At 64.5% G+C, this 23,529-nt stretch carries 19 protein-coding genes and 1 pseudogene; 9 read left to right on the top strand and 11 right to left on the bottom strand.

Annotated features, from left to right (window positions below; genetic code table 11):
• Positions 1–43 precede the first annotated feature (43 nt).
• On the bottom strand, positions 44–439 hold the full coding sequence (locus AADZ55_RS02790) for a RidA family protein (RefSeq protein ID WP_085323707.1): 396 nt from the start codon (positions 437–439) through the stop codon (positions 44–46).
• A 244-nt stretch (positions 440–683) separates the two neighbouring features.
• Here AADZ55_RS02790 and AADZ55_RS02785 point away from each other — a divergent pair, with 244 nt between their 5' ends.
• The 5 genes from AADZ55_RS02785 to AADZ55_RS02765 all read left to right on the top strand — a co-directional run bounded on the left by AADZ55_RS02785 (position 684) and on the right by AADZ55_RS02765 (position 5,620).
• Positions 684–1,352 carry a cysteine hydrolase family protein gene (locus tag AADZ55_RS02785; protein WP_085323708.1) on the top strand — a complete coding sequence of 223 codons (669 nt, stop codon included), beginning with the start codon at positions 684–686 and terminating at the stop codon, positions 1,350–1,352.
• Between the two features lie 22 nt (positions 1,353–1,374).
• Complete coding sequence (locus AADZ55_RS02780; RefSeq protein ID WP_085323709.1) at positions 1,375–2,751, top strand: urea transporter; 1,377 nt, start codon at positions 1,375–1,377, stop codon at positions 2,749–2,751.
• A 568-nt stretch (positions 2,752–3,319) separates the two neighbouring features.
• Positions 3,320–4,564, top strand: coding sequence for an IS21 family transposase (gene istA / locus AADZ55_RS02775; RefSeq protein ID WP_085323710.1), 1,245 nt, complete (start codon positions 3,320–3,322; stop codon positions 4,562–4,564).
• Entirely contained in the window at positions 4,561–5,349 is a 789-nt protein-coding gene (gene istB / locus AADZ55_RS02770; protein ID WP_085323711.1) for an IS21-like element helper ATPase IstB, read from the top strand. Before istA ends, istB begins: the two co-directional genes overlap by 4 nt.
• 88 nt (positions 5,350–5,437) lie before the next feature.
• Positions 5,438–5,620: a hypothetical protein gene (locus tag AADZ55_RS02765; protein ID WP_341286264.1), complete on the top strand. Its 183-nt coding sequence runs from the start codon at positions 5,438–5,440 to the stop codon at positions 5,618–5,620.
• Positions 5,621–5,824: 204 nt separating this feature from the next.
• Here AADZ55_RS02765 and AADZ55_RS02760 read toward each other — a convergent pair whose 3' ends face one another.
• From AADZ55_RS02760 to fgd, 5 genes are all read right to left on the bottom strand, one after another.
• Positions 5,825–7,222, bottom strand: a complete 1,398-nt coding sequence (locus AADZ55_RS02760; protein WP_242669995.1) for a PPE family protein — start codon at positions 7,220–7,222, stop codon at positions 5,825–5,827.
• 20 nt (positions 7,223–7,242) lie between these two features.
• Entirely contained in the window at positions 7,243–7,539 is a 297-nt protein-coding gene (locus AADZ55_RS02755; protein WP_278248559.1) for a PE domain-containing protein, read from the bottom strand.
• A gap of 392 nt (positions 7,540–7,931) precedes the next feature.
• On the bottom strand, positions 7,932–9,083 hold the full coding sequence (locus AADZ55_RS02750) for an acetate kinase (protein ID WP_085323713.1): 1,152 nt from the start codon (positions 9,081–9,083) through the stop codon (positions 7,932–7,934).
• Positions 9,076–11,181: a phosphate acetyltransferase gene (gene pta, locus AADZ55_RS02745; protein WP_242669996.1), complete on the bottom strand. Its 2,106-nt coding sequence runs from the start codon at positions 11,179–11,181 to the stop codon at positions 9,076–9,078. Before pta ends, AADZ55_RS02750 begins: the two co-directional genes overlap by 8 nt.
• A gap of 10 nt (positions 11,182–11,191) precedes the next feature.
• Positions 11,192–12,202, bottom strand: coding sequence for a glucose-6-phosphate dehydrogenase (coenzyme-F420) (gene fgd / locus AADZ55_RS02740; RefSeq protein WP_085323715.1), 1,011 nt, complete (start codon positions 12,200–12,202; stop codon positions 11,192–11,194).
• Positions 12,203–12,285: 83 nt separating this feature from the next.
• Between fgd and AADZ55_RS02735 the strand changes: the two genes are divergently transcribed.
• Positions 12,286–13,053 carry an MBL fold metallo-hydrolase gene (locus AADZ55_RS02735; protein WP_207569020.1) on the top strand — a complete coding sequence of 256 codons (768 nt, stop codon included), beginning with the start codon at positions 12,286–12,288 and terminating at the stop codon, positions 13,051–13,053.
• Here AADZ55_RS02735 and AADZ55_RS02730 read toward each other — a convergent pair.
• The 5 genes and pseudogenes from AADZ55_RS02730 to AADZ55_RS02710 form a co-directional block, all read right to left on the bottom strand.
• Entirely contained in the window at positions 13,033–14,388 is a 1,356-nt protein-coding gene (locus tag AADZ55_RS02730) for an NtaA/DmoA family FMN-dependent monooxygenase (RefSeq protein WP_423202381.1), read from the bottom strand. The genes AADZ55_RS02735 and AADZ55_RS02730 overlap by 21 nt on opposite strands.
• A pseudogene (locus AADZ55_RS02725) lies at positions 14,370–15,444 on the bottom strand (LLM class flavin-dependent oxidoreductase). Before AADZ55_RS02725 ends, AADZ55_RS02730 begins: the two are co-directional and overlap by 19 nt.
• Positions 15,441–16,571 carry an LLM class flavin-dependent oxidoreductase gene (locus AADZ55_RS02720; RefSeq protein WP_085323782.1) on the bottom strand — a complete coding sequence of 377 codons (1,131 nt, stop codon included), beginning with the start codon at positions 16,569–16,571 and terminating at the stop codon, positions 15,441–15,443. Before AADZ55_RS02720 ends, AADZ55_RS02725 begins: the two are co-directional and overlap by 4 nt.
• A gap of 17 nt (positions 16,572–16,588) precedes the next feature.
• Positions 16,589–17,515, bottom strand: a complete 927-nt coding sequence (locus tag AADZ55_RS02715; RefSeq protein ID WP_085323718.1) for an SAM-dependent methyltransferase — start codon at positions 17,513–17,515, stop codon at positions 16,589–16,591.
• 24 nt (positions 17,516–17,539) lie between these two features.
• Positions 17,540–17,920 carry a DUF3054 domain-containing protein gene (locus AADZ55_RS02710; RefSeq protein ID WP_085323719.1) on the bottom strand — a complete coding sequence of 127 codons (381 nt, stop codon included), beginning with the start codon at positions 17,918–17,920 and terminating at the stop codon, positions 17,540–17,542.
• 37 nt (positions 17,921–17,957) lie between these two features.
• Here AADZ55_RS02710 and AADZ55_RS02705 point away from each other — a divergent pair, with 37 nt between their 5' ends.
• From AADZ55_RS02705 to AADZ55_RS02695, 3 genes are all read left to right on the top strand, one after another.
• Positions 17,958–19,145 (top strand): acyl-CoA dehydrogenase, encoded by a 1,188-nt coding sequence (locus AADZ55_RS02705; protein ID WP_085323720.1) that lies wholly within the window; start codon positions 17,958–17,960, stop codon positions 19,143–19,145.
• A 380-nt stretch (positions 19,146–19,525) separates the two neighbouring features.
• Positions 19,526–19,783: an MbtH family protein gene (locus tag AADZ55_RS02700; RefSeq protein WP_085323721.1), complete on the top strand. Its 258-nt coding sequence runs from the start codon at positions 19,526–19,528 to the stop codon at positions 19,781–19,783.
• A 204-nt stretch (positions 19,784–19,987) separates the two neighbouring features.
• On the top strand, positions 19,988–23,467 hold the full coding sequence (locus tag AADZ55_RS02695) for an amino acid adenylation domain-containing protein (protein ID WP_085323722.1): 3,480 nt from the start codon (positions 19,988–19,990) through the stop codon (positions 23,465–23,467).
• The last annotated feature ends 62 nt before the right edge of the window (positions 23,468–23,529 follow it).

The following is a 23,529-nucleotide window of genomic DNA, read 5'->3' as shown; positions in this document are numbered from 1 at the left end:
GAACCAGCGCCGAACGGGGTGCAGCCGGGTGCTGAGCACCTCCCTACGGCCTGCGGGCGACGAAGTCGACCTCGACCAAAGCATCCAGTGCGAGTGCGGTCACACCAATACAGGTGCGGGCGGGCAACTTTCCCGGCTCGAAGTAGGACTCGTAGACCCCGTTGAACGTCTCATAGTCACGCTTGAACTCGGTGAGGAAGGCGCGTGTTTGCACAACATTGCCCAGCCCGATCCCGAGCTCTCCGAGCACGATTTTGAGGTTGTCCATCACGTTGCGGGTTTGGGCCTCGATGCCCTCCGGTAATGGCCTCGCGTGGTCGTCGGCATAGTTGGGCATCTGCCCGGTGATCCACAACCAGCCGTCGATCTCGACGGCATGGCTGTAGGGCGCGCATGCCTCGGGGGCCGCGTCGAACATCATGAATGTCGGAGTACCCATGTCGCCTTTACCTCCCTTTGGCGCCAACGGTGCTGCGATGTCAAAGAGCCGGTGCTGCGATGTCAAAGAGCGCGAGATTCTCGCCCAGCGTGTGTCACCCTAACAGCCGGCCGGGGTCCAGGTGCCCCCAATTGCTAGACCCAACCAGCCGGGCAGGGCATAATTGCGTGTTCGCGACCATCTGCAACGGCCGTTTGGCCCTGGCCATCCGCTGAGTGCCCCCCGGCTCGGCAGTGAGGAATACATGCCGATCATCGACGCACGTCCGTTCCCGTACCAGTTCGACATCAACCACGCGGCACTTGTCTGCATCGACATGCAGCGAGATTTTGTGATGCCGGGTGGTTTTGCCGAGTCGCTGGGTAACGACGTCAAGAATGTCGCGCCCTGCATCCCGGTTATCCGTGAACTACAGGATGCTTGCCGCCGCATCGGCGTGCCCATCATCCATACCAAGGAGTGCCACAAGCCGGATCTGTCCGACCTGCCGACGGCCAAACTCAATCGCGGCAACCCAAAAATGAAGATCGGTTCGGTTGGCCCGTTGGGGCGAATTCTGATCGATGGTGAGGGAGGCTCGGATTTCATCGCCGAGAACCATCCGGCGGCGGGCGAGTTGGTTATCGCCAAGCCCGGAAAAGACGCCTTCTATCGCACCAACCTTCATGAATATCTCATTACCCGCAACGTCAGCAACCTGGTGATCACCGGCATTACGACCGAGGTCTGCGTGCAGACGACAATGCGCTGTGCAAACGATCGCGGCTACGACTGCCTGCTGGTCGAGGACGGGACGGACAGCTACTTTCCCGAATTCAAGGAAGTGACGCTGCGCGCTCTGGTTGCGCAGGGCGGCATCGTCGGCTGGACCTGCACGTCGGACAAGATCATGGAAGTGTTGGCAGCTACTTGAGACGCTAGGCGGCAGACGGAACGTGGAGCGGCCGGTCAAGCCACCCCTCGATGACACCTGTTCGCGGGTCGAGACCAGCGAAGTTGTCCCGTACTACCGGCTGGTTCTGCGGGGCTGTTCGCAACTTTGCTTTCAGAGCAACGCACTGACAGGCCTGTTCTTTCTGGCCGCCGTTGTGGTCGCCTCACCCATTGCGGCCACCTATTTTCTGGTGGCCGCGATCATCGCTCCGGCCGGTCGCATGTTGCTCGGCGAAAGGGGGCCCGTTCTTGCGACCGGGCTTCCCGGTCTCAACCCCTGTCTGATCGCGCTTTCGCTGCCCGCCTTTTTCCAAACAAGCTGGACCAATGTCGGGATGTGGGTTGTGCTCGTCGTCTGCGTCGCGATCGCGGTGGTGCTGGTTCGGCTGCTTGTCGCCGCCCTGCCCTTTCCCATCCTGGCGTTGCCCTTCCTGATTATCTTTTGGGGCCTCTACGCCCTGGCGCCGCATCTCGATGTTCTCCGCCCGGCCGCATCCAGACCGCCCGAAGTCACAGCGTTTCATCCCGTTTCGGCGGTGCTGTTCAGCCTCGGCCAAGCGGTCTTCTCACCAAGCATCTGGTCGGGCCTGCTGTTTCTAGCCGGAATCCTGATCAGCAGCTGGCGACACGCGGTGCTCGCCTTGCTCGGCGCCGCCATCGGCACCGCGGTCTCGTATTACTACGGCGATGTCCATCCGATGGGCGTCAACTTCGGCCTTTACGGCTTCAATGGGGTGCTCACCGCCGTGGCGGTGTATACGATCTGCGGCGGCATGCTCAGGCTCGCCCTATTGGGTGCTCTCGTCGCGACGATCCTCACACCGGCAATCGCCGCGATCGGGCTCCAAACGGTGTCCGCGCCCTTCGTATTCACCACTTGGTTCGTGCTCGCCTTGGGCTGGATCGAACAGAAGTGGTTCGACGTGCCAGCGCTCGCCGCCGAAGGCGTCCCCATGGCGAAATCAAGCGGCTCATCCGGCAACGAGCACAACCCCCAAGGAGACACGCACATGTCCTCGCCACCCGATTCGATTGTCTTTTCAAACCTTCTCGAGCAGGTGAAGAACCTGAACGCGACCGGTGAGTGGACGGCTTTTCGCCCGGGCGTGACCGCGCACTGGCTGTACAACGACGGCAACGGCGGGCCGGCCGCGGTGTTCTTGCGGTACACGCCCGGCGCGCGCGTCGCCGAACACGAGCACATGGGCTATGAACATCTATTGATCCTCGAAGGCGACCAATTCGATGAGCACGGCTCGTATCCGCAGGGCAGCTTCGTCATCAACCCCCCCGGCACCAGGCACTCGCCGGGCAGCGTGGGAGGCTGCGTGGCCCTGTTGATCTACGAAAAGGCGGTCCGGTTTCTCTGCGAGGAGTAGACGAAACAGACGCGCTGTTCAACCACCGCGTCCGCGCAAGACGTTCGCCGCCTCTACAGGTTTTCTGTGCACGTCTGCGCCACCTGAGCTAGGACACCTCAGGCTGGATTTTTCGTGCGACCAGCAGACTGGAGGTGACCATGTAGGTTGTCTGTGCTCGTAAGCTCGTCGTCGCTTGCCGGTGTGAGTCCCGTCCGGGCAACTGTCAAAAGGCCTAACAGCAGACTGGCGAAGCCCCCGAAACCAGGGCGAAGGCCGCGCTGAAGAACTCCCCGGCGTATGGGGCCCGGAACGCTCAGATAGTGGCGGCGGGAACTGATGAGGCCCTCCCCAGCCCAGCAACCTGCGAAATGTGTTGGTGGAGGGCGGCGTTCTATTTGCCAGTGAGCCTCGGAGGTGAGTGGTCGGCTGGACGGGGGTTTCATGCGTTGCGGGACAAAGTCTTTCGCAAACATGTCCTGTGGCGTGCGTGGGTAACGGCGTACCGCAATGACGGTGATGTTGACGACGGTTGAAGACCCGGCCAGTCGCGACGGTGAAAAGTAGGCCACCCAATCAGATTGGATGGGTGATCTCCTTGGAAGACTGGGCCTTGATCCGGCATCTTCACCGCAGCGAGGGTTTGTCGCAGCGGGCCATCGCACGACAACTCGGCATCGCGCGTGACACCGTGGCGGCCGCGGTGGCCAGCGACGGGCCACCGAAGTACGAGCGGACCTCGGTGCCGTCGGCGATCGACGCCGTGGAGCCGCGGATCCGGGCCTTGTTGTCGACCTATCCCCAGCTGCCGTCGACAGTGCTCGCCGAGCGGGTCGGCTGGACGGGTTCTATCTCCTGGTTCCGGGAGCGGGTCCGGGCGATCCGTCCGGAGTACTTGCCTGCCGATCCGGTCGACCGCCTCGATCATCCGCCGGGGCGGGTGGTGCAGTGCGACTTGTGGTTCCCGGCACCCAGGATTGCGGTCGGGTTCGGTCAGGAGTCGATGCTGCCGGTATTGGTGATGGTCGCCGCGTTCTCCCGCTTCATCGCCGCGGTGATGCTGCCCTCACGCCAGACGATGGATTTGGTGGCCGGGATGTGGCAGCTGCTTTCGGGCAGCTTCGCCGCGATACCGCATGAGTTGTGGTGGGACAACGAGGCCGGGATCGGACGTCGGGGTCGGTTGACTGATCCAGTCACCGCCTTGATGGGCACGCTGGGATCGCGGCTGGTGCAACTCAAGCCCTATGACCCCGAATCCAAGGGCATGGTGGAGCGCGCCAATTGGTATCTGGAGACCTCGTTCCTGCCCGGGCGCACCTTCACCTCACCGCAGGACTTCAACAATCAACTGGGACAATGGCTTCCGATAGCCAACCGCCGTCGGGTGCGGGTGCTCGATGGCCGTCCGGTGGACTTCCTGAATGCCGACCGTGCCCAGATGCTGTCCTTGCCGCCAGTGGCGCCGACGGTTCAGGCGGTGACCTCGGTTCGGTTGGGACGTGACTACTACGTGCGGGTGGCCGGCAACGACTACTCGGTGGATCCCACGGCGATCGGCCAACTCGTCGAGGTGAGCACCACCCTGACTCAGGTGAGGGTGAGTAGGACGGGTCGCCTTCTGGCGGCCCATGACCGCTGCTGGGCGGCGCGACAAACCCTCACCGACCCCGCGCACGTCGCGGCCGCCGCAGCGTTGCGTCGACAGTTCCAAGCCGGTCCGCCACCGGCGACGGCCGGTGATCAACTGGTGCGCGACCTGAGCGACTATGACCGCGCCTTTGGAGTCGACTTCACCATTGCGGCAGTGACTTCCGACGGCGAGGTGGCATGAACATGGCCGAAGACCCCATCAAGACAATCCTGCACTACGCCCAAGCCCTCAAGGCCCCTCGCATCCGCGAATCCGCCGCCCGGCTGGCTGAGCAAGCCCGCGACGGCGGTTGGACTCACGAAGAGTATCTGGCGGCAGTGCTCTCGCGGGAGGTCGCCGCCCGCGAAGCCTCCGGTGCGGCGACCCGGATCCGCTCGGCCGGGTTCCCGACGCGTAAGTCGTTGGAGGACTTCAACTTCGATCACCAACCAGCACTGAACCGGGACATGATCGCCCACCTGGGCACCGGCGCCTTCCTGGCCAAGGCCCGCAACGTGGTGCTGCTCGGCCCACCCGGCACCGGCAAGACCCACCTGGCCATCGGGTTGGCGATCAAGGCCACCCAGGCCGGGCACCGCATCGCGTTCGCTACCGCCGTGGACTGGGTCGCCCGCCTCAAAGCCGCCCACAACGCCGGGCGACTACCTGCCGAGCTGGCCAAGCTGCGCCGCATCGGCCTTCTCGTCGTAGACGAAGTCGGCTACATCCCCTTCGAACAGGACGCCGCCAACCTGTTCTTCCAACTGGTCTCCAGCCGCTACGAACATGCCTCGCTGATCCTGACCTCCAACCTGCCCTTCGCCCGCTGGGGCGACGTGTTCGGAGACCAAGTGGTGGCCGCGGCCATGATCGACCGCATCGTCCACCACGCCGACGTCCTGACCCTCAAAGGCTCCAGCTACCGACTCAAGGACACCGGAATCGACACCTTGCCCTCCGCCAGAGCCGACAACACGGCACAATAGCCACGACCACGTGGCCTACTTTTCACCGTCGCTTCTGGCCTAGTTTTCGACCGTCGTCAACAGGTGAACCGGGCATCGACAGACCACCTTGGCCGACGTGGAGCAGTACGCGGTGACCCGGCTGCTGGACGAGTTGGCCACCGAGCTGCGGGAAGGGCGGCATCGGCCGTTGCCGACGCGTCGGGTGTTCATCCCGCAGCCGGGCACCACCGAGCAACGCCCGCTATCGATTCCTGCAGTGCGGGACCGGAGCGTGCAGCTGGCGCGCTAGATCGTGCTCGAGCCGATCTTCGAAGCCGACTTTATGCCGTGCTCGACGTTACGTTCTAGGCGATAGTGATTGGCGCCAAACAACAATGACGACCCAGCCCACTGTCTCTGTACGACGAGCAGACCGTTCGCCCAAATCGTGCCGTCGTGGGCATGGGCCAACCAGTGCACCGGACAGGAACACCGCCGCCCGGATAACCCAGGGCTATCTGAGCGCAACCCCCGTCTCAAGGTCCGAGCTTGGGTTCCAACTACTGGGCAACATGGGCACCGGCGGATTGTTCGCCAATTCGCCGCAAGTCAATACCGACAGTCCGGACGACTGCCCAAACGTCGCTTTGGGCGCAGTCCCGGCAAATCCCGGCGCGTCAGCTCCTGGCCCACAGGCTCCGACCGTCGACCCGCCTGAGGCCGGGCCGACCCCAGAAACCAAATTCGCGTGCGGCAGCACGACGGAAGCACCACCAGTTTGTGGCGTGACAGCGTTTACTGCAATTGCTGTGTTCGCTCCGGTACCGGTAGCCGGAGTAATACTGGCGGGGACCGCGACTGGTGCAGTAACAAATTCGCCGATCGGCAAAGAGCCGCCACCTCCGACCTGCGGCAGTACGGGCGAAACACCCACCATTTCCACCGAAGTGCTCAAACCCGCTGTCAACTCATTGATTGCGCGGAGTAACGCAAACCCTGCCTTTTGTAGCGCTCCAATCAGCGTTCCTAGCACCTTGCCCTGGAATACGGCCAACTGCGCAAGCATTTTGTCGATCGCCTGCAATGTTACTTTTAGATATAGAATTGCCACATCAAGCTGAAACAACCACACAGCAAGTAGTCCCCGGACCAGGTGGTCCAGGGTCAGGTGAGACAGCATCTGCAGCATTATATTGATAGAAAAGAATGCCAAGAGCACGTATCTCACCAGGACTTCGAGCAAACTGTAGAGCAATCCTTCGCCGAAATTGACCAGGTCATGCGCCAGTTCGACTACCGCCTGGCTTAGCACTTGGCCCAGCGTTTCGAGAAGCTCCCAGATAATCTTCCATATGGGTAGACCTACGGGTGGAGGTGCGTGGACGAGTTGGCTGGCATCGGCTTTGCGTATCGCCGGCGCTGGCGTCCAGCGTGGCGCCGACGCCAGCGCCGCACTCGACGCCACGTCATAAGCGCTCATCACGATAGCGGCCTGGACCCACATCCGTTGATAATCAGCCTCGTTAAGAGCAATTGGGATCGTGTTGATCCCAAAGAAATTTGTCACTGTTAACGCCCCATGAATGGCATGATTGATCGCCAACTCAGCCAATGTCGGCATCCCCGCGGACGCGGTGCAATACGCCGCGGCGACGGCTTCAAGCTGATCAGCCACCCCCGCACTGTCCGCGCCGACCTGAGTGAGCCACGCTACGTACAACATATTCGCTGCCACGTAACTTTCAACACTGGGCCCCTGCCACGCGCCGACTTGCACCGTAGCTAGCAATGCGGTGAGCTCGCTGGCCACCAAAACACATTCGAAGCTCACCGACTGCCAGGCCACCGCCGACGACAACAACGGACCCGGACCTGGACCCATTAACGACGCCGAATGCACTTCCGGCGGCATGGCCTCCCAGACGGGCGCAGTCATCGCATGGCCACAATCGAATATGACGCCGCGGTGCGATCACCAACCGAATAGCTGATATCGCACTCACCGACCGCGATCCCTGCGCGAGCGGGATTTCCGATTCCCTCACCCCCCGCACACGGGTGCTCAATATCCGACGTGCCCAACCCGCCCGCGGTTAGTAATGACACCGACGCAACTCCGGGTGACACCGTCGCCGCGACCGCTGGTGCCAGCGCAGTATGCGCGACAGCAAGCTGAGCCGTCGCCCCGTCCACTGCTGCACTAGTGCTCGCCAAGCCCTCAGGAACCACCTGCAACGCCACCACATGCCCTCCTGCCCATGCGCCTCAAAATCGGAGCGACCCGCCTAGGAACAAACTAATGCACATACATACTATGTGCATAGGCATGTTGGTCGGGCGCCATGTCCCGACAAGCCGCCGACGTGCCCCACCAAGTTTGAGCGCGTGGCGGGTGGTAGTGCCTCAGCTGTTGTGAGCGCGTGGCTCACAAGGCTTGCCCGCTGTGGAGGGCAAAACGATATGGCTGCCGGGCGGCAGGTAGCCAACAAAGTGCGCGATCAGTACCGCAGGGCGTCGAGGCTGCCGATTCTCACGTCCCAACACCACACACCGATCCTCGCGACCCACCCACGCCAAACCCGCTCAGCCACAACGAAACCGCGGCGCAAATCAGCGGCATCCTAGAGCACACTCAGGCAATCACGAGCGATGGCCAGCTCTTCGTTGGTCGGCACCACCAGTACCGCGACCGCCGAGCCGTCGGTAGAAATCCGCCGAGCGCCGGTGGCCGGGCCGACGTTGCGGTCCTCGTCGAGCTCGATGCCCAGCTCGGCCATCCCGGCCAATGCGTCCCGGCGCACCGCCGCGTCGTTTTCCCCAATCCCGGCCGTGAAGCTCACCACATCGGTATGGCCCAACACCGCCAGGTAAGCACCGATGTACTTGCGCAATCGGTGGATGAACACGCTGTACGCTAATTGCGCTGGTCTGTCACCGATTTCGATCATCGTACGCAGCCGACGGAAATCACGCTCACCGGCCAGACCCAACACCCCGGACCGGTGGTTGAGCATCGATTCGATTTCGTCCACCCCCATCTTCGCGGTGCGCCACAGGTAGCTGATGACGCCCGGGTCCACGTCGCCGCTGCGGGTGCCCATCACCAAGCCCTCCATCGGTGTCAGGCCCATCGACGTTTCGACCGGGCAGCCACGAGCGATCGCCGAGGCCGACGCGCCGTTACCCAGGTGCAGCACAATCTGATTCAAGCCACTCGGCGGCCGGTCCAGGAACGCGGCGGCCTGCTCGCTGACGTATTGGTGTGACGTACCATGAAATCCGTAGCGGCGGATCTGCCAGCTGTCGGCCACCTCACGGTCGATGGCATAGGTCGCCGCCGCCGGTGGCAGGTCGTGGAAAAAGGCCGTATCGAACACCGCGACGTGCGGAACATCGGGTAGCAGCTTGCGCGCCACCCTGATACCCAGCACAGCTGGCGGGTTGTGCAACGGGGCCAGCGCCGACAGCTCCTCGAGCTTGCCGATCACCGCGTCGTCCAGCAGCGTCGGCTGGTGGAACTCGTTGCCGCCGTGGACCACCCGATGTCCGACCGCCACCAGGCCGCAGGTCTGCAGATCAATACCGTCTTCGGCCAGCTTGTCGAACGCTCGATGCAGTGCAGCGTCGTGGTTGGCGACCGACGACGATGCTTCTCCGATCTGCTCGATACTCCCGGTGGCCCGAGATACACCGGCGTCGGGCTCGACGAGCTCGAACTTCAGCGACGACGAGCCGGAGTTGATCACCAGCACCACCCGGTTGGCGCTAATCATGGACTCCCTGCGCCTGGATCGCTGTGATGGCAACGGTGTTGACGATGTCTTCGACCAGCGCACCCCGAGATAGGTCGTTGACCGGCTTGCGCAAACCTTGGAGCACTGGGCCGATCGCGATCGCCCCCGCGGATCGCTGCACCGCCTTGTAGGTGTTGTTGCCGGTGTTGAGGTCGGGGAAGATCAGCACCGTGGCGTGGCCCGCCACCGGAGAATCACCCAACTTGGTCGCGGCGACCGATGGTTCAATCGCCGCGTCGTATTGGATTGGACCCTCGACCGGCAGCTGCGGATCCCGGGCACGCACTAACTCCGTTGCCGCCCTTACGTTTTCGACGTCAACACCCTTCCCCGATTCACCGGTCGAGTAGGACAGCATCGCTACTCGCGGCTCGATGCCGAACTGAGCCGCGGTGCGTGCCGAGCAGATGGCGATATCGGCGAGCTGTTGCACAGTCGGATTCGGGATGATCGCGCAGTCGCCATACGCCAGCACCCGATCCGGCAGGCACATCAGGAAAATGCTGGAAACGGTCGATATCCCGGGAACGGTTCTGATGATCTCCAGCGCCGGACGAACGGTGTGCGCTGTGGTGTGGACAGCACCCGAAACCATGCCGTCAACCGTACCGTTGTACACCAGCATGGTACCGAAATACGTCGCGTCGTTCATGATTTCGCGAGCGTGCTCGACGGTGATGCCCTTCGCCTTGCGCAGCTGGGCGTACTGGTCGGCGAACCGTTCAGACAAGTCGCTGGCGCGAGGGTCGATCACCTCGGCGTCGTCCAAGCCGACGCCGAGTTCGGCTGCACGCAAGCGAATTTGGGATTCCTCGCCCAGGATGGTCAGATCGGCGACGCCCCGCTGAAGTAGGCGGCCGGCAGATCTGAGGATGCGATCGTCGTCTCCTTCGGGGAGGACGATGCGTACGCGGTTCGAACGAGCCTGCTGCAGCAGACGATAGGCGAACATCTGTGGCGTGGTGACGGTCGGGATTGGGAGGGCCAGCTGCGTCAGCAGGTCCGCGACATCGACGTGACGGTCCATCAGCTCCAGTGCGGTGTCGATCTTGCGCTGCGAACCTGCCGTGACCCGACCCCGGGCCGACGCGGCGGCGCTGGCGGTGTCGTAGGTGCCCAGCGGAGTGGCGATAATGGGTAACCGCAGTCGCAGGCCAGAAACCAGGGCCGCGATCGACGGATGCAGCTCGAACCCGCCGTTGAGGACGATGCACGACAATGACGGAAATCCCTCGGCCGCATGGGCGCTGGCGACGGCAAGCACCACGTCGGAGCGGTCACCGGGGGTAATCACCGCCATGCCGTCGCGGAGCCGCTCCAGCACATGGTCGGCGGTCATCCCGGCGGCCAGCACACCCATCACCTCGCGTCCGCGCAGCGCGATGTCACCGCTGATTAGCGTTCCGCCCACCGCCTCGTTCAGCTCGGCCACCGTCGGCGCCGACAACAGCGGCTCTTCGGGCAGCACATAGCTGCGCGGCGCGGCCGCCGGCAGCGCCTCGGCCATTCTTTCGCGCAGTGCTGTCCGCTGAGCCGGATCACACCGATTGGCCACTATCGCCGCGGTATGAGCGCGCTGGGTGGCCAGCTCGGCCAAACAGACCTCGACGACGCTGACGACCTCATCGGGGGTGCGGCCCTTGGCGCGCACCGTCAGCAGCACCGGTACACCGAGGTTGGCCGCGATCCGGGCGTTGACCCCGAGTTCAGCGGGATTGGCGACGTCGGAGTAGTCGCTGCCGACGATCACCACGGCGTCACACGTCTGCGCCATCGCGTGGTACGCCTCGACGATGTTGGCGATCGCCGCGTCTCGGTCGTCGTGCAACTGGTGGTATGTGATTCCGACACACTGCTCGTAGTCCAGGCCTGCGGTGGTGTGCTCCAGCAACAGCTCCAGGATGTAGTCGCGGTCCTCGTTCAGCCGGGTAATCGGCCGGAACACACCGACGCTGGCGACCGTCGCGGTCAGGCGGTGCAGCATCCCGAGCGCGATGGTCGACTTGCCGGTCTCCGGTTCGGGCGCGGCGATGTAGATCGACCGGACGGCGGCGTTCGCGCCTGACGGGCTGGGCACAACCCGCCCTTCAGCCCAGTCGCCGCAGCCGGGGCGCGAGATCCTTCTGAAACAGCTCGAGGAACCGGCGCTGGTCATGACCGGGCGCGTGGAACACCAAATGGTTGAGGCCCCATGTCACATACTGACCGACCTTGTCGACGGCTTCGTCGGGGTCCGACGCCACGATCCAGCGCTTGGCGATCTGCTCGATCGGCAGCGCGTCGGCGGCCTTCTCCATTTCGATCGGGTCGTCGATGCTGTGCTTTTGCTCGGCTGTCAACGACAGCGGCGCCCAGAATCGGGTGTTGTGCAGGGCCAGCTCGGGGTCGGGGTCGTAGGAGATCTTGATTTCGATCATCTTGTCGATGCCGTCGGGGTCGCGGTCGGCCGCCGCGGCACCCGCCAACACGGCGGGCATCAACTTCTCGGTGTAGAGCTCCTCGCCCTTGCCGGACGTGCAGATGAAGCCGTCGCCGGCGCGGCCGGCGTACTTGGCAACCGCCGGACCGCCGGCAGCGATGTAGACCGGTACGCCCCGCTCGGGCACGTCGTAGATCGAGGCGCCCTTGAGCCGGTAGTACTCGCCGTCGAAATCGACCCGGTCACCACGCCACAGCTCCCGCATCAGCCGCACCGATTCGCGCAGCCGAGCGAACCGCTCCTTGAACTCCGGCCAGACACCTTCGTATCCGGTGGCGATCTCGTTCAGCGCCTCACCGGTGCCCACTCCGAGAAAGACACGGTTCGGGTACAGGCAGCCCATGGTGGCGAAGGCCTGAGCGATGACGGCCGGGTTGTAGCGGAAGGTGGGAGTGAGCACCGACGTGCCCAGCAGCAGCCGGTTGGTACGTTCGCCGACAGCGGTCATCCAGGACAGCGAGAACGGGGCATGCCCGCCCTGGTGGCGCCACGGCTGAAAATGGTCGCTGACGGTGGCGCTATCCATGCCGTGGGCTTCGGCCGCGACGGCCAACTCGACAAGCTCGCGCGGTGCGAATTGTTCAGCGGACGCCTTGTATCCGAGTTTCAGTTCAGCCACCAGTTCTTTCTACTCCTATGACACGGTCGCGACCCGCCACGCCCGGCTTCGCCACGCTCGCGATCGCTCCTACACTCGCGGGCATGGCCCAACAGTTGAAGACGTCGACTGAGCTTGTTCAGGTCACCGACATCGTGCACCTCGCCCGGGGCCACGCGGTCAACTGGGTGCTGGTCACCGATGACACCGGCGTCATGCTGATCGATGCCGGCTACCCCGGCGACCGGGAGGAGGTGCTGGCCTCGCTGAACAAGCTGGGTTACACGCCCGGCGACGTGCGCGCCATCCTGCTGACCCACGCGCACATCGACCACCTGGGCTCGGCGATCTGGTTCGCCAGCGAGCACGGCACGCCGGTCTACTGCCACGCCGACGAGGTCGGCCACGCCAAACGGGAATACCTGGAGCAGGTGTCGATTTTGAACGTCGCGCTGCGCCTCTGGCAGCCGCGCTGGGCGGTGTGGGGTGTGCACGTCGTCCGCAGCGGCGGCCTGATCCGCGACGGTATCCCGACCGCCCGGCCGTTGACCGCCGAAGCGGCCGCCGAGCTGCCCGGTCGCCCGATGGCGATCTTCACCCCGGGGCACACCAACGGGCACTGCTCGTATCTCGTCGACGGGGTGCTGGCCAGCGGCGACGCCTTGATCACCGGCCATCCCCTGTTGCGTCACCGCGGCCCGCAACTGCTGCCCGCGGTGTTCAGCCACAGCCAGCAGAACTGCATCCGCAGCCTGTCCGCGCTGGCCCTGCTGGAAACTGAGATCCTGGCACCCGGCCATGGCGATCTGTGGCGCGGCCCGATCCGCGAGGCGACCGAGGCGGCCCTGAAGCTAGCCGGCGCGTCGGCCTGACCCTGCCAGCCCCAGGTGCTCGCGCAGCGTCGCACCGGTGTAGGCGGTACGGAACGCGCCGCGCTCCTGCAACAGCGGCACCACCAGGTCGACGAATTCGTCCAGGCCGTGCGGTGTCAGGTGCGGCACCAAGATGAACCCGTCGCACGCATCGGCCTGGACATACCGGTCGATCTCCGCCGCGATGTGCGCGGCGGTGCCGACGAATTGCTGGCGGCTGGTGAGGGCGATGACCAGCTCACGGATCGACAGATTCTCCGCCTGGGCTCGTTCACGGTAACGACGCGCCATCGCGACCGGATCGGCGTGGCGTAGGAGACCCTGGGTGATCCCGGCATCGCCGGTGACGTCGAGGTCGGGCAGCGGCCCGTCCGGGTCGTAGCCCGATAGGTCGCGCCCCCACACCTGTTCCAGCATCGCGATCGCGGTCGCGCCGCTGACCTGCTGGTAGCGGATGTGGCGCGCCTTGTCCTCCGCCTCGGCGTCAGTGTCACCGATGACGAACGTCGCCGCCGGAAATACCTTGAGCCGGTCCGGATCTCGACCGTATGACCGGGCGCGGCCCTTCACGTCGGCGTAGTAACGCTGTCCGTCCGCCAGCGACGAGTGCCGGGTGAACACGGCATCGGCCTGCCGGGCACCGAACGCCCGGCCTTCCGCGGAGTCGCCGGCCTGCAGCAGCACCGGATGGCCCTGCGGCCCCGCGGGCAGCGTCGCGAACCCGCGCACGTCGAACTGGGGACCGCGGTGTTCGACGCCCCGGATTCGGTCCGCATCGACATAGACCCCGGCATCGATATCGGCAATCACCGCGTCCGGGGCCCAGCTGTTCCAGAACTGGCGGGCCACGGCGAGGAACTCCTCGGCGCGCCGATAGCGGTCGCCATGGTCGAGAAAGCCGCCCCTCCGGAAATTGGCGCCGGTGAAAGCGTCCGACGAGGTGACCACGTTCCAGCCGGCTCGGCCGCCGGACAGATGATCGAGCGTGGCGAATTGCCTTGCCACTTCGAATGGTTCGTTGAAGGTGGTATTGATGGTGCCGGTCAGGCCGATCCGGTCGGTGACCGCCGCGAGTGCGGCCAGCACGGTGAAGGTGTCCGGCCGGCCGACCACGTCGAGGTCGTGTATCCGGCCGCGGTGCTCCCGTAGCCGCAGACCTTCGGCCAGGAAAAAGAAGTCGAATAACCCCCGCTCGGCGGTGCGAGCGAGGTGCACGAACGATTCGAACTCGACCTGACTGCCGGCGCTGGGGTCGGTCCACACGGTGGTGTTGTTGACCCCCGGAAAGTGCGCGGCCAGATGAATCGGCTTGCGGTTCACGGCGTCAGCCCCCAGCGCTTGGCGATCAGCTCGTGTGACCGCAGCCGGTCGGAGTGCCGGTAGGTCACCGAGGTGACGACGAGTTCGTGGGCACCGGTGGCCCGCTGCAGCGCGTGTAACCGCTCGGCGACCTCGTCCGGGTTGCCGACGAATTGTGTTGCTATCCGGTCGTTTACCACAGCCAGCTGCTCAGCGGATAGCGGACCGCAATCCTTGGGACCGGGATAGGGCATGGCACCGCCACCGACGCGGATCGAGTACACCCAGTGGCCGTAACTGGCCGCCAGGTGTCTGGCGGTGGCGGTGTCGTCGGCGACCACAATGTCGGCCGACACCACGACATAGGGCCGCGACAAGGCCGCCGAAGGGACGAACGCGTCGCGGTACGTGTCGATGGCCTCCAACGCGGTGGCCGGCGTCAGGTGATAGCTGGCGACGAACGGCAGCCCCAGCGCTCCGGCCAGCCGAGCGCTGGGCCCTTTGCTGCTGCCGAAGACCCACGGTGTCAGGGCGGCGCCGGCGCCGGGCACCGCGTGCACGTCGAAGCCGTCCACCTGATAGGTACCGGCCAGCATGGCGATGATGTCGCCTACCTGCTCGGCGAAGTCGGGGGCCACCGCTTCGGGCTGCTGCAGGATCGACATGGTCGCTCGCAACCTGTCGCTGTCGAGCAGAGCCCGCAGGTCGAAGGGCGGCGGGATGACCACACCGTCGACCTCGCGCCAGTCGCGCGGCGGCTGCGGCTTTCTGGCCTCTCTGGTGGGATCTTTCGTCCGCACGACCCGTCGTTGTCCGGACCGGCCCAAGCCCAGATCGATGCGGCCGGGATAGAAGGCGTCGAGCATTCCGAAACTCTCGACCACCGCCGCGGCCGTGGTGTGACTCAGCTGAACGGCGGCCGACCCAACTCGAATCCGCTTGGTGGCGGCCGCGATTTGGCCGATGAGCACGGCCGGTGACGAACTGGCGACGGCCGCGCTGGGCCAGGTCAATGGTGTTGTGCAAGGCCGTCGCGGCGTCACTGCCGGCGGGGATCGGCGCCAGATCCAGAATCGAAAGCGGAACGGTCACCGCTGAACCGCCGCATAACGGTTGGGCGCCACCGGCAGCCCGAGCCGTTCGCGCAGTGTTTCGCCGTCCCGATAGCGAGTCCGGAACCGCCCCGCACGCTGCAACAGCGGCACCACCTCGCCGACAATCACCGGAAGATCGGTGGCGTTCACAGCCGGTCGTAGCCGGGCACCGTCGATGCCGAGGCGCTGCCAATCCAGCAGCATGTCCACTAACTCCGTTGCGCAGCCGCTGAATACCAGCGCATCGGATCTGAAGTCGCTGTCGCCGCCGAACGACACCAGCACGTCGGAAAACACTTTCAGTCGGGCGCCGCCGGCCGCGCGCACCTCGTCGAGAATGGCACACACCGCCGCCTGGTCGGTGGGCGTGATGAAGACGATGTCGGCGCTGGCAGCCGCGAATTCATAACCGGGTACGGCGTGCGCCAACGCCGCCACCACCGGTTGGCCCTGCGGCGGGCGCGGCGTGATCGAGGGACCCCTGACCGAGAAATGCCTTCCGGTGAAGTCGACGTAATGCAGCTTTTCCGTGTCGATGTAGCGCCCGGTGGCTACGTCACGGATCACCGCGTCATCCTCCCAACTGTCCCACAGCCTGCGTACCACCTCGACGTACTCCGCTGCCTCACCGAACAGGGTGTCGGGCGCCAGAGATCCGTCCCGACGGCCGAACAGGGCCGCCTCATGTGTGGTTACGCTGACCCGTGCCTGCCAGCCCGCGCGGCCATGAGATACATAGTCAAGGGTGGCAATGGATTTGGAAACGTTGAACGGCTCGGTGTGGGTGACCGTAGCCACCGGTATCAGCCCGATGTGACGGGTCCCCGGGGCGATCCGGGCCGCGACCAGCACGGCGTCAGCGCGGCCGGCCAGGCGCCGGGGATCGATCCGCTCGCGCCGCCCCGGTTGCGGCATCAAGGTGTCATCGATGGTCAGGAAGTCGAGCAGACCCCGCTCGGCGCTCACCGCCAGGTCGGCCCAGTAGCCACCGCTGAGCACCGACCGGGCGGCGGAGCCCGACGCGGGCGTGGCCCGCCACGCCTGCGGGTGCCAGCCATACCCGTCGAGAGCGACGGCCAGGTGCAACTGATCGGTGGGGCCCGCTGGGGCCGACTGGCTAGCTATTGGCCTCACCTCACTGTCTAACGCCCACCGACCGGACGCATTCCCAGCGTTGCGGTGACATATCGAGGGGTGATCGCCAAGTCGCGGGGGCGCAGCCGCCGGCGCCCCGGTATCCCCATGACGGCGAACAACTCGACAACGTTGCGCTCGACTGTCTCCCATCCGTGGGACGCCAGATGTTCTGGGAGATAACGGTATTCGCCCGAGTAGGTCAGTCCGGCCAGGTCGACGTCCAGGCCGACCTGGCGCCAGCGGTCGATGAACGCCCGCCCCGCTTCTAGCTGCGCTGGCGTCCAGGTGGGCATATGATCGGCGGCGAACCGGCTACCGGGGGCGCTCGCGGTTGTGACATCTTGCAGTAGCCGATTCTGTGCGTCCGGAGGAAGATACCCCACGAGCAGCCCCTCGGCGATCCAAACGGTCGGTTGGGCAGCGTCGAAACCCGCCCGCAGCAGCGCCGTCAGCCAATCCTGTCGAAGATCGATACCCAAAGCGCGGCGGTGGGCGGTCGGCGTCGCGCCCAGCTCTCGCAACACACGTGTCTTGAACTCGATCACGCTCGGCTGGTCGATCTCATACAGCGTTGTGCCGGGCGGCCACCACAGGCGATATGGCCGAGTGTCCAGACCCGACCCCAGCACCACCACCTGACGAATGCCTGCCCGCCCAGCGTCGGCGAGGAAACCGTCCAGAAACCGGCTGTGTGTCGCAAGAATGTCCATCAGCCCGGTCATGACGGCGTTGTCGGCGCCGCCTGCCGTATCCAGATCGCCCTCGAACACCCGGATGAAGTAGTCCACGCCCGCGGCGCGCACCAACGGCTCGGCGAAAGGATCGTTGATCAGCCCTTTCGTGGTGGCCACCGCCCTGGCGAGCGCACCGAACGTCGCGGTCACACCAACGCCGGTCGCCGGGTCCCAGGTGTCGTCGTCGGTGCGCCCCATGACCTTGCCTCGTCAGGTGCCTCGTCAGGCGTCCGTGCGGCGCCGCAGCATCAGCCCGACGACCGCTCGCCAACCCAGCAACAGCACCGCGGTGACCGTCGCCGCAACCACGACGAAACTGGCCGCCACGCCCGCCGAACCGGCCTTGCGTAGCAGCATGCCGACCACAACCGTGCACAGCCAGACAACCACGCCGGTGGGGACCACGGCCGTGGGCTGCCGCCAACCCCGCGACACCAGCCAGCCGATGACTGCGCCGGTAAGAAACGGCCATGCCGTGGCCGCGACGCCGGTGACATTGAGGGCTTCGTCGTGACTGCGGCGGCCAACTGCACAGAAAACCAGTACGGCCACGACGTCCGCAGCTAGCCAGACCAGCCACTTCAGCCCGCGCCGCGGTCGCATGCAGCGAGAGTACCGGGCCCGGGCAGGATATTGAGTCATGAGCACCGACACACCGCCCGCGTTCGACCCGTACGACCCGCTTGGGCTTGACGCGTCGCTGTCCAACGACGAGATCGCGGTGCGTGACACCGTCAGACAGTTCTGCACCGAGCACATCACCCCATACGTCGCCGGCTGGTTCGAGGCCGGTGACCTGCCGGTTGCGCGCGAACTGGCAAAGCAGTTCGGCGACCTCGGCCTGCTCGGAATGCATTTGCACGGCTACGGATGCGGCGGCGCGTCCGCCGTCCACTACGGCCTGGCTTGCCTGGAACTCGAAGCCGCCGACTCAGGCATCCGGTCGCTGGTGTCGGTGCAGGGTTCGCTGGCGATGTTCGCGATCGCGAACTTCGGTTCCGAAGAGCACAAGCAGCAGTGGCTTCCCGGTATGGCGAGCGGTGAGTTGGTCGGCTGCTTCGGATTGACCGAACCCGACGTCGGATCCGACCCCGCGGCGATGAAAACCCGGGCGCGGCGCGATGGTTCGGATTGGGTGATCAACGGCCGCAAGATGTGGATCACCAACGGCTCGGTCGCCGACGTCGCCATCGTGTGGGCGGCCACCGACCACGGGATCCGCGGATTCATCGTCCCCACCGATGCGCCCGGCTTTTCCGCCAACACCATCCACCACAAGCTGTCGCTGCGCGCGTCGATTACCAGCGAGCTGGTCCTCGACGATGTTCGGCTACCCGCCGAAGCGATGCTGCCCAGCGCGACCGGCCTCAAAGCGCCGCTGGCGTGCCTGTCGGAAGCACGCTACGGCATCGTCTGGGGCGCGATGGGTGCGGCGCGGTCGGCCTGGCAGTCCGCGCTCGATTACGCAACGCAGCGCACCCAATTCGGCCGTCCGATCGCGGGTTTTCAACTGACGCAGGCAAAACTCGTCGACATGGCGGTCGAGCTGCACAAGGGCCTATTGCTGTCGCTACACCTGGGGCGCCGCAAAGATGGTGTGGGCCTGCGGCCGGAGCAGGTCAGCTTCGGCAAGCTCAACAACACCCGGGAAGCGATCAAAATCTGCCGTACCGCTCGAACAATCCTGGGCGGCAACGGGATATCACTCGAATACCCGGTCATCCGGCACATGGTCAACCTGGAATCGGTACTGACCTATGAGGGCACACCCGAAATGCATCAGCTGGTCCTAGGCCAGGCCTTTACCGGCCTGGCCGCATTCCGCTGAACGAGGGCCACCTACCGCAACCCTGTCCAACAATGTTGGTGTAAAGATAGTGCACGTTCCCGGCGACCATTGCGGATAACTCGCGCTCTGTACATCAAGTTTACGCCGGCGCTTGAATTCCTCGATATACAGAGTAGACGTAAATCTTATCTACAGCCTCGGGCTCAGTAATGTGTTGATAACATCATTATCATCCAAATGCAACGTTCGACACCCATAGTTGCCTTCAGCATCTATTGCAATCCGATACCGTTCCGATGGCACGCCTAGCCGGTGATTCGCCTACGACAGTCGTCGTACCGGTTCGTCGCCTTACGCCATGAGGTGATTTTTTATGCGCAATAGGCCGTTCATCAATCGAAAACCAGGAGTCCAATTTAGTGAGCGTCAATTCGGACGACGACAATGGCGGCTTCTATGTTTTGGTCAACGCCGAAGAACAATACAGTCTGTGGCCGGCCTTCGCCGAGGTCCCGCAGGGTTGGCGAGCGGTTTACGGCGTAGCCGAGCGCGCTGCATGTTTGGACTATGTCGAGCGGCACGTGACCGATATGCGGCCAAGGACCTTGCGGCAGGCCCCCGATAGTCGGTCCACCTGGCTTTGGAGCCAGGTGGTGATTGATACTGATTTCAGTTGATCTCGCAGGCCAACGCGCGATGGGCCTAGAACAGTCGGCGCACGCGTTACCCGCCTCACCTTGTGTGTCGATTTTTCATGCACACGCGCCATTCATCAATCGAACCACGCCCCTGCTGCGAATGGTTGAGATTCAGCGTGGACATAATTCAGGACCGACCAGAGTTTTTGTAGGCGGGATTCTTATCCGGTAGGAGTCCAATTAATGAGCGTCAATTCACTTGACGACGACAACGACAGTTTCCATGTTTTGGCCAACGCCGAAGAACAGCACGTTCTGTGCCCGGGTAAGGCACCCACGGGCGGTACCAGGCAGATGTCGGCGAACGGCGTTTGCGTCGACGTTCAGACAGCTCAAACGCATGGCGTTCGCAGCGCCGCGGAGCAGCCGGTGCGAAGTGACGCTGCACGGCGGTTGTCGTCGGCGAGTTCGCTTGATGGGGCTGCACATTCGTACTTGCGGCAGTGGGGTAACGCCGCCGTGCTGGCCGGCGCGGTACCTAGGGCGACCATCCCGCAACTGTTTAGCGCACAAGTAGCCCGCACCCCCCACGCCCCCGCGCTGACCTACACCGACACCACCTTGACCTACCACCAACTCGAGCAAGCGGCCGACCGGCTCGCTCACTTGTTGGCAGCTCAGGGGGTAGGCCCCGGCCAGGTGGTAGCGCTGCTCTTTGCACGATCAGCCCACGCAGTCGTCGCGATCCTGGCGGTACTCAAGACAGGAGCCGCCTACCTACCCATCGACCCGGCACACCCCGACACCCGCATCGGGTTCATGATCGCCGACGCCGACCCGGCCGTGGCACTCACCACCACCGACCTACGCCCACAGCTGGACCACTACGACCTAACAGTCATCGATATCAACGGCCCCGCCATCACCACCCCAACACACCCCACCCCACCGACCGCCGAGGATATCGCTTACATCATCTACACCTCAGGCACCACCGGCACCCCCAAGGGTGTGGCGATCACCCACCAAAACGTCACCCAGCTCCTGGCGTCCCTAGGAGACGATCTGGCAGGTACCCGGGGAAAGGTGTGGAGTCAGTGCCACTCCCATAGCTTCGATTTCTCGGTGTGGGAGATCTGGGCAGCACTGCTGCACGGCGGACGGCTGGTGGTGGTGCCCGAAACGGTCACCCGCTGCCCGGCAGACCTGCACCAGCTATTGGTGGCCGAACACGTCAACGTGTTAAGTCAAACCCCCACAGCGGCCGCGGTTTTGCCACCGGATGGCTTGGAGTCGGTGACGTTGGTGGTTGGCGGTGAGGCGTGCCCGGCTGACCTTGTGGATCGGTGGGCACCCGGGCGGGTAATGATCAACGCCTACGGCCCCACCGAAACCATGATGTGTGTTTCCATGAGCGCCCCGTTGGCACCCCAGTCGGGGATCCCCCCGATCGGCTCGCCGGTGGCGGGGGCGGCGTTGTTTGTGTTGGACGCGAAATTGCAGCCGGTGCCGGCCGGTGTGGCCGGGGAGTTGTATGCGGCCGGGGCTGGGGTGGGGTATGGGTATGTGCGTCGAGCCGGGCTCACCGCGGCACGGTTTGTGGCCTGCCCATTCGGCGGGTTCGGGGCGCGGATGTATCGCACCGGGGATGTGGTGTGTTGGGGCCCTGATGGACAGCTGGACTATGTGGGCCGTGCCGATCAGCAGGTCAAGATCCGCGGGTACCGCATCGAACCCGCCGAGATCGAGGCGCTGTTGGCCGGGATTCCCGGCGTGGATCGGGCGGTGGTCACCGCCCGCGCGGGTACCACCGGTGACACACGCCTGGTGGCCTACGTGACCGGGTCCGCCGACGTCGCCGGATTACGCGCCCAGTTAGCGGACCGGCTGCCGCCGCATATGGTTCCAGTGGCGGTGGTGCAGCTGCATGCGATGCCGATGACGGTCAACGGCAAACTCGACACCGACGCGCTACCGGCTCCGCAGTACGCCGACACCGGTCAGTATCGGGCTCCGACCACCCCGACCGAGGAAATCTTGGCCGGCATCTACGCCCAAGTGTTGGGTGTAGGCCGCGTCGGTGTCGACGAGTCGTTCTTCGACCTGGGAGGCGACAGCATGTTGTCGATTCAGGTGCAGGAGCGCGCTCGTGCTGCCGGGGTCACCCTTACCCAGCGCGACATTCTTGCCGAGCCAACCGTGGCTGGTGCGGCTCGACTCACGACACAGCCCAATGCCAGCGCCGCCGACTCAGGTGGAGAATTGCCGTCGGTCCTGTCACTATCCACCCTGCTGCACGAGACATTTGGGGTAGATGTGCCGTTGAGCGTGATCGCGAGCCCGAGCAGCGATCTGCAGACACTGGCCGGCTATATCGAGGGACGGCGCAAGCCCGGCGCTGGAAGGCCCGGTTTTGCGTCCGTGCACGGCAACCACACCAAGCTGCACGCAAGTGACCTCACACTGGACAAGTTCATCGACGCCCCGACCCTTGTCGCCGCACGCGATCTGCCCCGGTCTTGGGGCAAGGCGCGCACGGTCCTGCTAACGGGGGCGACCGGCTTCCTCGGCCGGTATCTGGCTTTGGAATGGCTACGGCGGATGGACGCGGTCGAGGGCACGTTGATCTGCCTTGTCCGCGGCAAGTCCGATCAGGATGCGCGGCGACGGCTTGACAACACATTCGACGGCGGGGATCTAGAGCTGTTGCACCACTACCAGGAATTGGCCACGGACCATCTCGAGGTGATCGCCGGCGACAAGGGCGAACCCACCCTCGGCATGAATCAGCAAACCTGGCAGCGGCTGGCGGAGTCAGTCGATCTGATCGTCGACCCCGCAGCCCTGGTCCACCATGTGCTGCCCTACAGCCAACTGTTTGGCCCCAATGTAGTGGGCACAGCCGAACTGATTCGCCTTGCGCTGACCACCAGGCTCAAGCCCTACGCATACGTGTCATCCGGCAGCGTCGGCGACCAGGTTTATCCGTCAGTGTTCACCGAGGACGCCGACATTCGGCTCATCAGCCCCACCCGTAGGGTCGATGACAGCTACGGAAATGGCTATGCGAACAGCAAGTGGGCCGGCGAGGTCCTGCTACGGGAGGCCACCGACCAGTTTGACCTACCAGTCACGGTTTTCCGCTGCGACATGATCTTGGCCGACACCACATATTCCGGACAGCTCAACCTGCCGGATGTGTTTACCCGGCTGATTCTGAGCCTGGTGGCCACCGGCATCGCACCAGGCTCGTTCTACCAGCTCGACGAGAACGGCTCGCGGAAACGTGCCCACTACGACGGTCTTCCGGTGGAGTTTGTCGCCGAAGCGATCACCACCCTAGGTGCGCAAGTCGCCGACGGGTTGCGGACGTATCACGTGATGAACCCGCACGACGACGGCATCGGACTCGACGAGTACGTCGACTGGCTGATCGACGCCGGCTACCCGATCCAGCGCATTCCCGACTATGGGGACTGGCTGCAGCAGTTCGAGGCCCGCCTGGTGGGCCTGCCGGAGCAGCAGCGACAATACTCGCTGCTGCGGTTGCTAGACCAACACCGAAAGCCCACAGAGCCGATCTGCGGGTCGGTCGCGTCGGCCGAGCGATTCCACGCGGCGGTGCGAGAAGCGAAAATCGGCCCGGACAGTGACATCCCGCAGATCTCTGCACCGGTCATCATCAAGTACGCCACCAACTTGCAACGGCTCGGACTGCTCTGAAGGGCCGGCGCCGAGCCCAGCTGCCTCGATCCGCTAGCGCGGCACGCCCGATCGCCCTGCGA

This window comes from Mycobacterium decipiens (assembly GCF_963853665.1).
In the GTDB taxonomy this organism is placed as follows: Bacteria; Actinomycetota; Actinomycetes; order Mycobacteriales; family Mycobacteriaceae; genus Mycobacterium; species Mycobacterium decipiens.
This window is presented reverse-complemented; position numbering and strand designations above follow the sequence as displayed.

Coding starts and splice junctions, on each gene's coding strand:
- AADZ55_RS02705 (WP_085323720.1), top strand. CDS start 17,958: ATGAGCACCGACACACCGCCCGCGTTCGACCCGTACGACCCGCTTGGG.
- AADZ55_RS02750 (WP_085323713.1), bottom strand. CDS start 9,083: ATGATTAGCGCCAACCGGGTGGTGCTGGTGATCAACTCCGGCTCGTCG.
- AADZ55_RS02695 (WP_085323722.1), top strand. CDS start 19,988: ATGAGCGTCAATTCACTTGACGACGACAACGACAGTTTCCATGTTTTG.
- AADZ55_RS02790 (WP_085323707.1), bottom strand. CDS start 439: ATGGGTACTCCGACATTCATGATGTTCGACGCGGCCCCCGAGGCATGC.
- AADZ55_RS02760 (WP_242669995.1), bottom strand. CDS start 7,222: ATGCCGCCGGAAGTGCATTCGGCGTCGTTAATGGGTCCAGGTCCGGGT.
- AADZ55_RS02735 (WP_207569020.1), top strand. CDS start 12,286: ATGGCCCAACAGTTGAAGACGTCGACTGAGCTTGTTCAGGTCACCGAC.
- istB (WP_085323711.1), top strand. CDS start 4,561: ATGAACATGGCCGAAGACCCCATCAAGACAATCCTGCACTACGCCCAA.
- AADZ55_RS02785 (WP_085323708.1), top strand. CDS start 684: ATGCCGATCATCGACGCACGTCCGTTCCCGTACCAGTTCGACATCAAC.
- AADZ55_RS02715 (WP_085323718.1), bottom strand. CDS start 17,515: ATGGGGCGCACCGACGACGACACCTGGGACCCGGCGACCGGCGTTGGT.
- AADZ55_RS02710 (WP_085323719.1), bottom strand. CDS start 17,920: ATGCGACCGCGGCGCGGGCTGAAGTGGCTGGTCTGGCTAGCTGCGGAC.